General features: G+C 62.7%; 13 protein-coding genes and 2 pseudogenes. 10 read left to right on the forward strand and 5 right to left on the reverse strand.

The window, feature by feature from the left end; translation table 11 throughout:
• The first annotated feature begins 30 nt into the window (after positions 1-30).
• The 10 genes and pseudogenes from hisI to ACI7M0_RS24730 all read left to right on the forward strand — a co-directional run bounded on the left by hisI (position 31) and on the right by ACI7M0_RS24730 (position 7,694).
• Positions 31-423, forward strand: a complete 393-nt coding sequence (hisI, locus tag ACI7M0_RS24685) for a phosphoribosyl-AMP cyclohydrolase (protein ID WP_064490835.1) — start codon at positions 31-33, stop codon at positions 421-423.
• 1 nt (position 424) lies between these two features.
• A complete protein-coding gene (locus ACI7M0_RS24690; RefSeq protein ID WP_003249283.1) occupies positions 425-760 on the forward strand; it encodes a phosphoribosyl-ATP diphosphatase in 336 nt (111 codons plus the stop codon).
• 81 nt (positions 761-841) lie between these two features.
• Complete coding sequence (locus ACI7M0_RS24695; RefSeq protein WP_010955575.1) at positions 842-1,114, forward strand: twin-arginine translocase TatA/TatE family subunit; 273 nt, start codon at positions 842-844, stop codon at positions 1,112-1,114.
• 3 nt (positions 1,115-1,117) lie between these two features.
• Positions 1,118-1,504, forward strand: a complete 387-nt coding sequence (tatB, locus tag ACI7M0_RS24700) for a Sec-independent protein translocase protein TatB (protein ID WP_104962690.1) — start codon at positions 1,118-1,120, stop codon at positions 1,502-1,504.
• Entirely contained in the window at positions 1,501-2,289 is a 789-nt protein-coding gene (gene tatC / locus ACI7M0_RS24705; protein ID WP_129933677.1) for a twin-arginine translocase subunit TatC, read from the forward strand. Before tatB ends, tatC begins: the two co-directional genes overlap by 4 nt.
• Entirely contained in the window at positions 2,286-2,993 is a 708-nt protein-coding gene (locus ACI7M0_RS24710) for a 16S rRNA (uracil(1498)-N(3))-methyltransferase (RefSeq protein ID WP_020192065.1), read from the forward strand. Before tatC ends, ACI7M0_RS24710 begins: the two co-directional genes overlap by 4 nt.
• Before the next feature lie 218 nt (positions 2,994-3,211).
• Positions 3,212-4,156, forward strand: a pseudogene (locus ACI7M0_RS24715) (methyl-accepting chemotaxis protein); the annotation flags it as partial.
• Between the two features lie 141 nt (positions 4,157-4,297).
• On the forward strand, positions 4,298-5,011 hold the full coding sequence (locus ACI7M0_RS24720) for a methyl-accepting chemotaxis protein (protein WP_370588293.1): 714 nt from the start codon (positions 4,298-4,300) through the stop codon (positions 5,009-5,011).
• A 739-nt stretch (positions 5,012-5,750) separates the two neighbouring features.
• A pseudogene (locus ACI7M0_RS24725) lies at positions 5,751-6,791 on the forward strand (methyl-accepting chemotaxis protein); the annotation flags it as partial.
• 198 nt (positions 6,792-6,989) lie between these two features.
• Positions 6,990-7,694, forward strand: coding sequence for a methyl-accepting chemotaxis protein (locus tag ACI7M0_RS24730; RefSeq protein ID WP_371920368.1), 705 nt, complete (start codon positions 6,990-6,992; stop codon positions 7,692-7,694).
• A 109-nt stretch (positions 7,695-7,803) separates the two neighbouring features.
• Here ACI7M0_RS24730 and ACI7M0_RS24735 read toward each other — a convergent pair whose 3' ends face one another.
• From ACI7M0_RS24735 to ACI7M0_RS24755, 5 genes are all read right to left on the reverse strand, one after another.
• Positions 7,804-8,538, reverse strand: coding sequence for an amino acid ABC transporter ATP-binding protein (locus ACI7M0_RS24735; RefSeq protein ID WP_010955581.1), 735 nt, complete (start codon positions 8,536-8,538; stop codon positions 7,804-7,806).
• Positions 8,531-9,493, reverse strand: coding sequence for an amino acid ABC transporter permease (locus tag ACI7M0_RS24740; RefSeq protein ID WP_010955582.1), 963 nt, complete (start codon positions 9,491-9,493; stop codon positions 8,531-8,533). Before ACI7M0_RS24740 ends, ACI7M0_RS24735 begins: the two co-directional genes overlap by 8 nt.
• Positions 9,494-9,572: 79 nt before the next feature.
• Entirely contained in the window at positions 9,573-10,370 is a 798-nt protein-coding gene (locus ACI7M0_RS24745) for a transporter substrate-binding domain-containing protein (RefSeq protein ID WP_026031986.1), read from the reverse strand.
• A 297-nt stretch (positions 10,371-10,667) separates the two neighbouring features.
• Positions 10,668-13,241, reverse strand: coding sequence for a glucans biosynthesis glucosyltransferase MdoH (gene mdoH, locus ACI7M0_RS24750; RefSeq protein ID WP_129933732.1), 2,574 nt, complete (start codon positions 13,239-13,241; stop codon positions 10,668-10,670).
• Complete coding sequence (locus ACI7M0_RS24755) at positions 13,234-14,973, reverse strand: glucan biosynthesis protein G (RefSeq protein ID WP_218567989.1); 1,740 nt, start codon at positions 14,971-14,973, stop codon at positions 13,234-13,236. The genes mdoH and ACI7M0_RS24755 overlap by 8 nt, the downstream gene beginning before the upstream one ends.
• Positions 14,974-15,116 lie beyond the last annotated feature (143 nt).

Consider the following 15,116-nt stretch of genomic DNA (forward strand, 5'->3'; position numbering starts at 1 on the left):
CACAGGAGCGGGCCCGCTTTGGAGTCGACGATGAAAGACTGGCTGGACGAGATCAAGTGGAACAGCGATGGCCTGGTACCGGCGATCGCCCAGGACCACAAGACCGGACGCGTGCTGATGATGGCCTGGATGAACCGTGAATCGCTGGCCCTGACCGCCGCCGAGCAGCGTGCCATCTACTGGTCGCGTTCGCGTGGCAAGCTGTGGCGTAAAGGCGAGGAGTCCGGGCATGTGCAAAAACTGCATGAGTTGCGCCTGGACTGTGACGCCGACGTGATCATCCTGATGGTCGAGCAACTGGGCCATATCGCCTGCCATACCGGTCGTGAAAGCTGCTTCTACCGCGTCTTTGAAGACGGCCAGTGGAAAATCGTCGACCCGGTTCTGAAGGACCCGGATGCTATCTACAGCGCAGGACACTGACATGAGCGACACCCTCAACCGCCTGGCCGAAGTGCTTGAAGAACGCAAGCAAGCGGCGCCTGACAGCTCTTACGTGGCCAGCCTGTACCACAAGGGCCTGAACAAGATCCTTGAAAAACTCGGCGAAGAGTCGGTCGAAACGATCATTGCGGCCAAGGATGCCCAGATCAGCAAGGATTACAGCGATGTCATCTACGAAACCGCCGACCTGTGGTTTCATAGCCTGGTGATGCTCAGCGCGCTGGGCCAGCATCCGCAAGCCGTGCTGGATGAACTGGAACGCCGCTTCGGGCTTTCCGGGCATGATGAAAAGGCCGCACGCCAGCCATCTGCCTGATGTTTTATCGGGGACGCCCGCTCCCACAGGCGCCGGGTTGCCGCATCGATATGCTGTACACACAATTTTCAGGAGTACGAAATGGGTATCTTTGACTGGAAACACTGGATCGTCCTGCTGGTCGTCGTGGTCCTGGTGTTCGGCACCAAGAAGCTGAAGAACTTCGGCAGCGACCTGGGCGAGTCGATCAAGGGCTTCCGCAAGGCCATGAACGAAGAAGAGACCAAGCCGGCCGAGCAGACTCCGCCGCCTGCGCAGCCTGTGCCACCGGTGCAAAACACCGCGCAGCCGCAGCAAGGCCACACCATCGAAGGCCAGGCCCACCCGGTCCAAGAGCCGCAGCGGAAAGACTGACCCATGTTCGGCATGAGTTTCAGCGAGCTGCTGCTCGTCGGCCTGGTCGCCCTGCTGGTGCTCGGCCCCGAGCGCCTGCCGGGTGCCGCGCGCACGGCAGGGCTGTGGATCGGCCGGCTCAAGCGCAGCTTCAACAGCATCAAGATGGAAGTGGAGCGCGAAATAGGCGCCGACGACATCCGACGCCAGCTGCATAACGAGCACATCCTGCAGATGGAAGAGGAAGCCAAGCGTATCCTCAACCCCATGACGCCACCCGCGCAGCCGCCGGTCACCACGGCCAGCGTGCAGCCACCTGCCGGGCTCGAAGCCAGGCCGGTCGAAGCACCTGCAGCCCCGGCCGCACCGTCTGAACCGCCTCAACCGCCTCAACCGCCGCGAGCCCCATGAGCGAGAATCCGGACCACGACCAGCCAATGCCGCTGGTTTCGCACCTGACCGAACTGCGCACCCGCCTGCTGCGCTGCGTTGCCGTCATTTTCCTGATCTTTGCCGGGCTGTTCTCCTTCGCCCAGCAGATCTACACACTGGTTTCCGCGCCACTGCGCGAGCACTTGCCGGCCAATGCAACGATGATCGCCACCGATGTGGCCTCGCCGTTCCTCACGCCGTTCAAGCTGACCATGATCGTCTCGCTGTTCCTGGCCATCCCGTTCATCCTTCAGCAGATCTGGGGTTTTATCGCGCCAGGGCTATACCGCCATGAAAAGCGCATCGCCATTCCACTGTTGGTGTCGAGCATCTTCCTGTTCTATGCCGGCATGGCATTCGCCTATTTCCTGGTATTCCCGCTGATCTTCGGTTTCTTCGCCAGCGCTACACCAGAAGGCGTTTCGATGATGACCGACATCGCAAGCTACCTCGACTTCGTGATGACGCTGTTCTTCGCCTTTGGCGTGGCCTTCGAAATCCCAGTGGCGGTGGTGCTGCTGGTGTGGATCGGCGTGGTCGACGTGAAGTATCTGAAGAAAGTCCGCCCGTATGTGATCATCGGCTGCTTCGTGGTCGGCATGGTCCTCACCCCACCGGACATCTTCTCCCAGACCCTGCTGGCCGTGCCCATGTGGCTGCTGTTCGAGATCGGCGTGCTGTGCGGCAGCCTGATCCGCAAGCGCAGCGCCCACGACGAAACCGCCGACGACCATAACGACCAGCCACCAGCGACCCAACCGTGAACCTGTTGCTTCTTGAAGAGGCCGACTTCGTCTCGGCCAACCGCGTCGTTCTTGCTGATCGGCGCTTCACCCATATGCAGGAAATCCACCGCGTGGCAGTGGGCGACAACCTGCGCGTGGGCCGTATCAACGGCCTGATGGGCAAGGCCACGGTGCTGCGCCTGGAAAAGCACGAAGCCGAACTTGAAGTGGCCTTCGACCAGCAGCCACCGGCGAAGCTGCCGCTGACCCTGGTGCTGGCGGTGCCTCGGCCCAAAATGCTGCGACGGCTGTTCCAGACCGTGGCCACGCTGGGCGTGCCGCGGCTGATCCTGCTGAACAGCTACAAGGTCGAGAAAAGCTTCTGGCAAACGCCCTTTCTGCAGCCCGACACCATTCGCGAGAACCTGATCCTGGGCCTGGAACAGGCGCGTGACACCGTGCTGCCCGAGGTGATCATCGAAAAGCGCTTCAAGCCTTTTGTCGAAGACCGCCTGCCCACCATCGCCGCTGGCACCCTAGGCCTGGTCGGCCACCCCGGCCCTTACCCAGCCTGTCCGCGCGCCGTAGAACAAGCCGTTACCCTGGCCATCGGCCCTGAGGGTGGCTGGATCCCCTACGAGGTCGACCTGCTGGGCAAGGCAGGCCTGGCGCCGGTACAGCTGGGTGATCGCATCTTGCGGGTGGAGACCGCCGTCACCGCGCTGCTTTCGCGTATTTTCTGACACAAACACCCCTTCTTCGCCCATCAAGTTTCCCCCTCCCGGGCCGATGGCCTTGGCAACAATACAATTATTTGTGCTGCCAAGCCGCCGGGGAGTCGAACATGTATCAATGGTTAGCCCAATCGCTGGGCAATGTGAGCGTCAATCGCAAACTGGGGCTGGGTTTCGGCCTGGTGCTGCTGTTGACCTTGGCGATTACCCTGACCGGCTGGCACGGCATGGACAGCATCATCGACCGTGGCGACAAACTGGGAAACATCTCGGTCATCCAGCAATACACCCAGGAATTGCGCATCGCCCGCCAGCAGTATGATCGCCGCCGCGACGACGCTTCGCTGGCAGAACTGGAAAAAGCCCTGAGCAACCTCGACCGCCAGGTGCAGCTGATGCTTGGCCAGATCGAACAACCCGCCGATCGCCAACGCCTCGAACAGCAACGCGAGGCAGTGCGCATCTACCAGCAGGCATTCAACGAGCTGAAGCAGGCCGACCAACGCCGCGAAGCCAGCCGTGATGTACTGGGTAGCAGCGCCGATAAGGCCGTGGATTTGATAGGCCGCGTACAGCGTAGCCTGCTGCAAGGCGCTGACATCAATCAGTACCAGCACGCGGTGGACGTCAGCGCCCTGCTGCAACAAGCGCGTTTCCAGGTGCGTGGCTACACCTACAGTGGCAATGCCGATTACCAGCAAACGGCACTGAAGGCCATCGACCAGGCCTTGGCCGAACTGCGCGCCCTGCCGGCCAAAGTGCCAGCCGAACATGCTGCCAGCCTGGATGATGCCGCCACAGCCATGGGCGGCTACCGCGATGCGGTGACCCAGTTCGGCAATGCCCAGCTCGCCAGCGAGCAAGCGCTGCAACGCATGGTTGAACAAGGCACGGTACTGCTGCAGGCCAGCCAGATGATGACCGCTTCGCAAACCGAGGTGCGCGATGCCGCTGCCGCGCAGGCCAAAACACTGCTCACGGTTGCCACCGTGCTGGCACTGGCCCTTGGCCTGCTGGCCGCCTGGGCCATTACCCGGCAAATCATCATCCCGCTGCGCCAAACACTGCGCGCCGCAGAGCGTGTGGCCAGCGGAGACCTGACCCAGAGCCTGCAGGTGCAACGCCGCGACGAGCTGGGCCAATTGCAGGCCAGCATGCATCGCATGACCCAAGGTTTGCGTGAACTGATCGGCGGCATTGGCGACGGCGTCACGCAGATCGCCAGCGCTGCCGAGGAGCTGTCGGCGGTGACAGAACAGACCAGCGCGGGGGTCAACAACCAGAAGGTCGAAACCGACCAGGTGGCGACTGCGATGAACCAGATGACTGCCACCGTGCACGAAGTGGCACGCAATGCCGAACAGGCTTCGGAAGCCGCCTTGATGGCCGACCAGCAGGCCCGCGAGGGCGATCGCGTGGTGGGCGAGGCGGTGGCACAGATCGAGCGCCTGGCCAGCGAAGTGATCAACTCCAGCGAAGCGATGAACCTGCTCAAGACCGAGAGCGACAAGATCGGCAGCGTACTCGACGTAATCAAATCGGTGGCCCAGCAAACCAACCTGCTGGCCCTCAACGCAGCAATCGAGGCCGCCCGCGCCGGTGAGGCCGGGCGTGGCTTTGCCGTGGTTGCCGACGAAGTGCGCAGCTTGGCTCAGCGCACACAGCAGTCGACCGAAGAGATCGAAGAGTTGATTGCCGGCCTGCAAAGCGGCACCCAACGGGTGGCCAGCGTGATGGACAACAGCCGCCAACTGACCGACAGCAGCGTCGAGCTGACCCGCCGCGCCGGCAGCTCGCTGGAAACCATCACCCGCACGGTGTCGTCGATCCAGGCGATGAACCAGCAGATTGCCACGGCGGCCGAGGAGCAGACGGCGGTGGCCGAAGAAATCAACCGCAGCGTGATGAATGTGCGTGATATTTCCGACCAGACCTCGGCGGCCAGTGAGGAGACGGCCAGCTCCAGCGTGGAACTGGCGCGGTTGGGTACCCATTTGCAAGGGTTGGTTGGGCGGTTCAGGCTGTGATCTGAACCAGCGGTCGCCCGGTCGGGCCTCTTCGCGGGTAAACCCGCTCCTACACACAAATGCACAGGCCTTCGTAGGAGCGGGTTCACCCGCGAATGGGCCAGGCCGGCTGGCCAATTTCCACCCGCCGTTCACCGTTGCCGGCACCACCGTATTCGCGGGTAAACCCGCTCCTACACACAAATGCACAGGCCGTCGTAGGAGCGGGTTCACCCGCGAAAGGGCCAGGCCGGCTGGCCAATCTCCACCCGCCGTTCACCGTTGCCGACACCACCGTATTCGCGGGTAAACCCGCTCCTACACACATGCACAGGCCTTCGTAGGAGCGGGTTCACCCGCGAATGGGCCGGCCTTGCTGGCCAATCTCCAGCCGCCGTTCACCGTTGCCGGCACCACCGTATTCGCGGGTAAACCCGCTCCTACACACATGCACAGGCCTTCGTAGGAGCGGGTTCACCCGCGAAAGGGCCGGCCCTGCTGGCCAATCTCCACCCGCCGTTCACCGTTGCCGGCACCACCGTATTCGCGGGTAAACCCGCTCCTACACACATGCACAGGCCTTCGTAGGAGCGGGTTCACCCGCGAAGAGGACGGCACAGGACGATATGCATCCTACTGTTCGCGACGAAATTTCCTACCTGATTATCAGGTCAAGTCCTACAGCTCCGCTGCCGATGGGCAGAGATGTGATGCCAGCCATGCGCCTGCATCCTTTCTCTCACTCGCTCGGAGATTCCCCATGCTTGGCTCCCTCAACCGCAAGCTCGGCAACATCAGTGTCGCCGCCAAGCTGGCCCTCGGCTTTGCCGTGGTCCTGCTGCTCACCCTGGCCACCACCATCAGCGGCTGGCGTGCCCTGGATGGTGCCATCGTGCGCTCACAGCAACTCAGCGAAATAGGCCTGATCAACGATCTGACAAAAGACCTGCGCGCGGAACGCATCACCTACCGCGTGCTCAACGACGATGCCAGCAAAGCACGCATCAGCAACATCCTCGACCAGCTCAACAGCATGCTGACCACCCTGCAGCAACGCAGCAATGTCGATGAGTCACGGCAGTTGCTGACAGAAAAAATGGCATTGTTACAGCGCCTGCGCGACAACTTCAGCGAACTGCAGCGCAGCGTCGCCAGCCGTGTAGCCCTGCGCGAAGCCCTGCAGTCGCAGGAGCATGCACTCAGCGAGGCGATTGACCAACTGCAGACCCAGGCCTTGCTGAAAATGCCTGACGACAGTCAGCAAAGTGGTGTGCTGGGCCTGATGGATACCCTCAGCCGGCATGTCGAAGGTGCCAACCAGCAAAGCCTGGTTCCAGCCTACACCTTCGTCCCGGTCGAGGATTTTGCCAAAGTCGGTGATAACGCCCTGAACGCCGCCGACAGTAGCCTTGCGCAACTGCTTGAAGGCCTTGCGCCGTTGGGCTTGCCACGCGCGATCAGTGAGCAACCGGGTGTCGAGCTGAGCAAGTACCGCACCAGCCTGGATCAGTATCGCCGCGCCGCCGTACGTGTCGAGCAGTTGCAGAACAACATGGAAAACATGGGCAATGAGCTACGAACAGTGAGCCTCGAACTGGGTAAACGCAAGGTCGAACAACGCGACAGTGAGGCCCTGGCCGCCCGGTCGCTGCTGACCAGTGTGGCGCTGCTGGCAATGGTGGTAGGGGCGCTGGCCGCCTGGCTGATCACCTTGCAGATCACCCAGCCGTTGCGCCAGACGCTGGCTGTGGCTGCCCGCATCGCCAAAGGAGACCTGAGCCAGGTCGACACCGTGCAACGTCGCGACGAAATGGGCCAGCTGCAAACCAGCATGCGCGAGATGACCTTGAGCCTGCGCGAGCTGATCGGCGGCATTGATCAGGGTGTCGGCCAGCTGTCACAGGCAGCCACGCAGTTGGCGGCCAGTAGCGAAGACACCAAGCTGCGCATCAATCAGCAGCGCGAGGAAACCGACCAGGTGGCGACTGCCATGAACCAGATGAGCGCCACCGTACAGGAAGTGGCACAGAACGCCGAGCAAGCCTCCCTGGCCGCGACCAACGCTGACCAGCAGGCACAGGTGGGTGACCAGGTAGTCGCCGAAGCCATCGGCCGTATCGAACAACTGGCCGGGCAGATGGACCATTGCCTGGCGGCCATGCAGCACCTGGCAGGCGAGAGCCAGCGGATTGGCAGCATCCTCGATGTGATCAAGTCGGTGTCTGAACAGACCAACCTGCTGGCGCTGAACGCAGCGATCGAAGCGGCACGGGCCGGTGAAGCCGGGCGCGGCTTCGCCGTGGTGGCCGATGAGGTGCGTGGCCTGGCCCAGCGCACGTCGACGGCGACCGAGGAGATCGGCCAACTGATAGACAGTCTGCACAACGGTACCGACGAAGTGACCCGCTTGCTGGACAGCAGCAAGAGCCTGACCGAACAGAGCGTGGAGCTGAGCCGCAGGGCCGGGCACGCATTGAGCCAGATCACCGACACGGTATCGAGTATTCAGGGCATGAACCAGCAGATCGCCACCGCCAGTGAGGAACAGAGCGTGGTGGCCGAGCAGATCAACCGAAGTGTGATCAATGTGCGGGATGTTTCGGATCAGACCAGTGCGGCCAGTGAGCAGACGGCAGCCTCGAGCGGGGAGCTGGAGCAGTTGGGGCAGCAATTGCGGGGGATGGTTGGGCGGTTCAGCATCTGACTTCGCATCGCCCTCTTCGCGGGAAAGCCCGCTCACACAGGTACATCACCCCCATCAAGGCAGTGGTGGACATGCAGGAGCGGGCTTGTCCGCGAAGAAGCCCGCGCGGTTACAGCACCTGGCGCAGGAATGCCTGCGCACGCGGGTCTTTCGGCGCAGCGAAGAATGCGGCCGGGGCCGAATCTTCCAGCAGTTTGCCGTGGTCGAAGAACAGCACGCGGTCAGCCACTTCGCGGGCAAAACCCATTTCGTGGGTGACGCAAACCATGGTCATGCCTTCCTGGGCCAGGGTCTTCATCACGTCCAGCACCTCACCGACCATTTCCGGGTCGAGCGCCGAGGTCGGCTCGTCGAACAGCATCACTTTCGGGTCCATCGCCAGGGCCCGGGCAATCGCCACCCGCTGTTGCTGGCCGCCAGACAAGCGCGACGGGTACTCGTTGGCCTTCTGCGAAATACCCACCTTCTCCAGCAACGCCCGGGCCTTGGCTTCGCGGTCAGCCTTGTTGCGCTTGCGCACCACCTTCTGCGCCAGGCACAGGTTTTCCAGCACAGTCATGTGCGGAAACAGGTTGAAGTGCTGGAACACCATGCCGACTTCGCGGCGGTAGGCATTGATGTCGGTCTTGGGGTCGGCCAGTTGCAGGCCGTCGATGGCCACATGGCCTTGGTCGAAATGCTCCAGGCCGTTGAGGCAGCGCAGGAACGTCGACTTGCCCGACCCCGACGGGCCGAGCACGACCACCACTTCGCCCTTGGCGACCTGAGTGGTGACGTTATCCACAGCCCTTACCACCTGGCCACGGGTGTCGAAGACTTTCAGCAGGTCACGGACTTCAATCACTTTGCGCAAGCCTCCGCTCGAGCCGGCTGGCGATGTGCGACAGCGGCAGGTTGATCAGCAGGTACAGGCCTGCCACGCAGAACCAGATCTCGAAAGTAGAGAACGAGGTGGTGATAGCCTCACGGCCACTCTTGGTCAGTTCGGTGATGGCGATCACCGACACCAGCGAGGTGTCCTTGACCAGGCTGATGAACTGGCCGGCCAGGGGCGGAAGCACGCGCTTGAAGGCCTGCGGCAAGATCACATGGCGCATCGACTGGCCAGCGTTCAGGCCCAGCGACCGGGCAGCCTCGTTCTGGCCCTTGGCGATCGACTGCACGCCAGCACGGACGATCTCGGCCACGTAAGCACCAGTGAACAATGCCAGCGCCGCTACCCCGGCAAACTCGCGGGACAGGTTGAGCACGGTGCCGATGAAGAAGTAGAAGATGAAGATTTGCACCAGCAGCGGCGTGCCGCGCACCAGTTCGACATAGACGGTCGACAGGTCGCGCAGGGTCGGGTTGTTCGACAACCGGCACAATCCGGCGAACAGGCCGATCACCAGGCCCAGCGCCCCGGACACCACCGAGATCCACAAGGTGGTCCACAGGCCCCATGCCAGCGGGCCAGCGGCCCAATGGCGGGTTACCCCGATCTGGTCGCCCTCGGCAACATCGTCGCCGCGGCTCAGTTGCAGGCTGTCCTTGTCCACATCGAGCACTTGCTCGGCACCACTTTCGTCCTTCAGCGTGACGCGGGCGTTGTCACCGGAAATGACGATTTCCTGCACAGTGCCGTAGCCGGCAGCGCGTTGCGTTTCCTCGGCCTTGTAGGCGAAGTACTGCGGTACGCGGTTCCAGCGCCACTCGTAGGAAATCATCGAGGTGGCCATGTAAAGGCTGAGCGCCAGGCCTACCAGGACCAGGGCGGTCAACCCATGCCAAGGCCACTGGGCTTTCTTGTGTTTGATCACGTGGGGTACTTCCGTAAATGCGAACGCGCAGGGTTTGCCTGCGCGTCGGGGTCATAAAGCCGGGCTTGTGGCCTGAGCCTTATTCCATTTCCTTCAGCCAGTCCTTGTTCTTGAACCACTTGTCGTGAATACGATCGTAGGTCCCGTCGTGCTTGATCTGGTGCAGGAAGTTGTTGATGAAGTTGATGCTGTCGTAGTCGCCTTTCTTCAGGCCGAAGGCCAGCGGCTCGTAGGTGAAGGGCTCGTCGAGGAAAAGCAGCTTGCCGGCACCGGCTTTATCCACCGCCACCACGTTGTACGGCGCATCATAGACAAAGGCGTCGGCCTTGCCGTTGACCACGTCCATGACGGCTTCCTGTTCGTTGTCGTAGCCGTGGTACTTGGCTTTGCTGATCAGCTTCTTGGAGACCATTTCGCCGGTGGTGCCAAGCTTGGAGGTCAGGCGGTACTTCTCGTTGTTCAGGTCCTTGTACGACTTGATCTCGCCAGCCAGCTCCTTGCGGATCAGCAGGGTCTGGCCAACCACGATGAAGGGTTCGCTGAAGTTCAGACGCAGGTTACGCTCCTGGGTCAGGGTCATGCCGCTGCCGATCATGTCGAACTTGTCGGTCAGCAGCGCCGGGATGATGCCGTCATAGGCGGTGGACACGGCCTCGAACTTCACGCCCATGGACTTGGCCATGGCCTTGAGGATATCGACTTCGAAGCCGATGATCTCGCCACGCTTGTTGGTCATCTGGAACGGCATGTAAGTCGGGTCCATGCCCACCCGCAGGGTGCCACGCTTGACCGCGTCATCGATGGCGCCCGCCTGGGCCGCGGTCACGGCGACCAGGGCGGTCACACCGACCAGCAGTCGCGAAAGGTATTTCTTGATCATCACCAAGTCCCCTAGCAAGAAAAGTAGCGAATCTTATTGTGTTGGCACGGCCGTACTGGCCGAAGCGTCGTATCGGAGAGGGATGCTAACGCATGGCGGCCCGTGGACCTAGAGCCGCGGGGGGACTTTGTTGGCCAAAATGAGGGGGCTAGGCCAAAAAGCTTCGCGGGTGAACCCGCTCCTACAAGGGCATGTGTATCCCTGGTAGGAGCGGGTTCACCCGCGAACAGGCTCGATCAGGCGCCCCGTAGGAGCGGGTTCATCGGGGCGCCGAACCGCCGCGAACAGGCCCGATCAGGCGCCGACGAGGCTCGGTTGGCCTGCGTTTTCCGGGTGCAACGGCAACAGCGGCGAATGCGGGTCATTGTTGATCGACGCACGCCACACATCGATCCATGCCGCATTGTGCTCGGCCCACACCTGCTCGTGCAGGCGGCTCAGCGCCACCGGGTCGCTGAGCAGGGCCAGGCGAGTATTGAGGTCCAGGCCTTTCGGCCCGACTTCAATCGCCTTGGCAACGCGCTCGGCACGCAACGCTTCGATCGGTGCCGCCTGGCCATGGCGGGCAGTGGCCATGGCACAGGCCAGGGCATTCTGCCGCGGGTCGACCACGGCCCGCACGAAGCCATCATGCAGGGCATGCCAGCGGTTTTCGTGGGTGTACTGGTCGGTAGCCAGCAGCTCTTGTGGGGTGGCGTATTCCTCTGGGATGAGGAACAGCTTCTCGTCCTTGGCCGCCAGGCCCAGGCGGGTGCGGCTGGAAATCACCGATACCGGGATCGACAACACCAGCGAACCGACGATAGGCGCCAGCCACCACAGGAAGCTCGGGTTCAACCACGCCACCAGTGCGGCCCAGGCAACGCCCAGCAGCGTCTGCGGGCCATGCCGGCGCACCGCTTCGCCCCACGGCGTGGAGTCGTCGTCACGCTGCGGCGAGTTCCAGGTCGCAGCCCAGCCGAGGAACGCGGCCAGCACGAAGCGGGTGTGGAAGATCATGCGTACCGGTGCCAGCAACATGGAGAACAGCATCTCCATCAGCATCGACAAGGTGACCTTGGCTCGCCCACCGAACTCGACGGCGCCCTTGGCCCAGATCAGGATGACGCTGAGCAGCTTGGGCAGGAACAGCAGCACAATGGTGGTGGAGAACAGCGCCACAGCCTTCTCCGGGTGCCACTGCGGCCACAGCGGGTAAAGCTGGTAAGGCTCGATGAAATACTGCGGCTCCATCAGCGTGTTGGTCGCCAGCAGCGCGGTCGACAGCACCAGGAACAGGAACCACAGCGGCGCCGACAGGTAAGACATCACCCCGGTGAGGAACACCGCACGGTGAACCGGGTGCATGCCCTTGACCAGGAACAGGCGGAAGTTCATCAGGTTGCCGTGGCACCAGCGACGGTCGCGCTTGAGCTCGTCGAGCAGGTTTGGCGGCAGTTCTTCGTAGCTGCCCGGCAAGTCGTAGGCAATCCACACACCCCAGCCGGCACGGCGCATCAGCGCGGCTTCGACGAAGTCGTGGGAAAGGATGGCACCGGCGAACGCGCCCTTGCCCGGCAACGGCGCCAGGGCGCAGTGCTCGATGAACGGCTTCATGCGGATGATCGCGTTGTGGCCCCAGTAGTGCGACTCACCCAACTGCCAGAAGTGCAGACCGGCAGTGAACAGTGGGCCGTACACGCGGGTAGCGAACTGCTGCATGCGTGCATACAGGGTGTCCATGCCCGAGGCTTTCGGCCCGGTCTGGATGATGCCGGCGTCCGGGTTGGCCTCCATCAGGCGCACCAGGCTGCTCAGGCACTCGCCACTCATGACGCTGTCGGCGTCGAGCACGACCATGTACTTGTACTCGCCACCCCAGCGACGGCAGAAGTCGTCGAGGTTGCCGCTCTTGCGCTTTACACGGCGCCGACGGCGGCGGTAGAAGATGCGGCCAAAGCCTTTGGTTTCACGGCACACATCCAGCCAGGCCTGTTGCTCGGCCACGGCGATGTCGGTGTCGTTGGTGTCGCTGAGCACAAAGAAGTCGAACCGGTCGAGGTTGCCGCTGGCGGCCACCGACTCGAACGTTGCGCGCAGGCCGGCGAACACCCGCGGCACGTCTTCGTTGCAGATCGGCATCACCAGCGCGGTACGCGCCTCGGGCGCGATCGGCTCGTTGCCTGCGCTGCTACCGGAAATCTTGTATTTGTCGCGCCCGGTGAGCAGCTCGAGGAAGCCCATCAGCGCGGTCCAGAAGCCCGCCGACACCCAGCAGAACAGGATGCCGAAGAGGATCAGGATGGAAGTTTGCAGGGCATACGGCCACACCTGCACCACCGTGTCCCACAGCGGCTGGTTGACGATTTCGTCAAGGTCCACGAACGACCAGCCCTGGTACGGCAGGATGCCTTTCATGTACCAGCCAGCGACGATGGTCTGGCCGATCATCAGCGCCAGCAGAATGTAACGGCGGATAGAGCCGACCGTGCGCCAGCGGGCTGGCGGCAGCTCGCGCTTGGGCGGCTGCGGGGCGTTGGGGCGGCCGGTCATGCGTCGCCACATGCGGATCAGCACATTGGTGCGCCATGGCTCGGGCACGACCTTGGTGCGTTTGATCGGCGGGGCGATCTTCAGGCACAGGCGGCCGCTGCCGTCGACGCCGAGCATTTCGGCTTCTTCCAGCTCGGCGGCACTGCCCACGGTCAGGCGCGGGCCCACCGAGGCCTGCACGGCCTCGGCAGAGCTGGCGGCCGGGTTGGCCGCCAAGCGTTGGTGTAGCTCACTGAACGAGGTGCAGCTGGCAAGCTCAGCCCGCTGCTCGTCGCTCAGTGGTAGGTGGGCCAGGTACTCGCCAAGCGATTCCGGCCTTGCGCTTGAGTTACTCATCGGCAGGCAACTGATAGCTCCAGGTCTCGGTCAGCACCTGCTCGGTGGTGGCCGGGGCCCCGTTGGTGGGCGCCGCATCGGCGGCAGGTTGTTCGGCCTTGGCAGATTGCTCAGCCTTGACGGCTTTCTCGGCCTTGGCATGCTTGGCTGCGGCCTTGTCCTGCTTGGCGTCCTGGGCAGGCTTGGCAGGCTCGACCGGTACATCACGCACCAGTGCGGCGCGCATTTCGGTCGACTTGTTGGCTTCCTTGACCTTCAGGCGCAGAGTCAGGCGCCAGCCCTTGGTCTCAGGGTTATAGCGCAGATTGTTCTCGACCACCTCGGCGTTGTCGCCCACGCTGATCTGGCTGCGCACGGCGGTGTCTTCCGGCAGGGCGGCAAGCGCCGGGCCGGCGAAGTCGACCAGGAATGCCACGCTGCCATCTGGCTGGCGGATCAGGTTGGACTGCTTGACGTCACCGGTGGAACGCAGGGTCTGCTTGACCCAGCCCAGATCAGGGGCCTGGAACTTCGGCTCGTCGATGGTCCAGTGCAGGCGGTAGGCGTACTCGAACGGTTTACCTGGCTCCGGCAGTTTCTCCGGGCTCCAGAAGGCCACGATATTGTCGTTGGTCTCGTCGGCGGTCGGGATTTCGACCAGGTCGACGCTACCCTTGCCCCAGTCACCCTTCGGCTCGATCCAGGCGCTTGGGCGCTTCTGGTAGTTGTCGTCGAGGTCTTCGTAGTCGCTGAAGGCGCGCTGACGCTGCATCAGGCCGAAACCACGCGGGTTCTCGACACTGAAGTTACTCACGGCCAGGTGTTTCGGGTTGTTCAGCGGGCGCCACAGCCACTCGCCGTTGCCGGCATGGATCGACAGGCCTTCGGAGTCGTGCAGGGCCGGGCGGTAGTTGAGCACCTTGGACGGCTGATTGGGGCCGAACAGGTACATGCTGGTCAGCGGCGCAATGCCCAGGCGGCTGACATGGTCACGCAGGAACACGCGGGACTGCACGTCGACCACGGTGTCGTTGCCTGGACGCAGGGTCAGCTTGTAGGCGCCGGTGGAGCGCGGCGAATCCAGCAGCGCGTAGATCACCAGGTGCTTGTCGGCTGGCTTGGGTTTTTCAACCCAGAACTCGGTGAAGCGCGGGAATTCTTCGCCCGACGGCAGGGCGGTGTCGATGGCCAGGCCACGGGCAGACAGGCCGTACACGTGGCCCTTGCCGACCACGCGGAAATAGCTGGCGCCAAGCAGGGTCATGATCTCGTCCTGCTTGTCGGCCTTGTTGATCGGGTACAGCACGCGGAAACCGGCATAACCGAGGTTTTTCGTGGTTTCCGGGTCGTGCGGCACGTCACCGAACTCGAAGCGGTCCGGGTCGTACTTGATTTCCCGGACCTTGGTGGCGGTGACCTCGTTGATTTTCACCGGGGTGTCGAAGTGCATGCCCTGATGATAGAACGACAGCTTGAACGGGGTCTTGTCCTTGGCCCACTCGGCCTTTTCCTGCAGGAAACGGATTTTCTGGTAGTCCGCGAACTTCATGTCGCGGAATACGGCCGGCAGGTTGCTTTTTGGCGCGTCGTACTTCTGGCCGGCCAGATCCTTTGCCTTGGCAGCAACATCGTCAAGATTGAATGCCCACAGCTGGCCCGCGCTCATCAGGCCGACCAGAGCCACACTGGCCATCAGCGCCTTGCGTAGCCCGACGCCGGGGATTCTTGATGCTTTTTGGGGACTAACAATCACGAGCAACCCTCGCCGAAAACAGATCATGAAACCAACGGCCAGCGACAAATGCCGGGTTGGCGAGCACTGTTCGGACCCCGAGAGGGCGTAATGATTCCCCAAACGGATCCAGACAATGCTCGAGTCAGAGTGAAACGGACCTA

The sequence above is a fragment of the Pseudomonas sp. 10(2024) genome, assembly GCF_045164175.1.
GTDB classification, from domain to species: domain Bacteria; phylum Pseudomonadota; class Gammaproteobacteria; order Pseudomonadales; family Pseudomonadaceae; genus Aquipseudomonas; species Aquipseudomonas alloputida.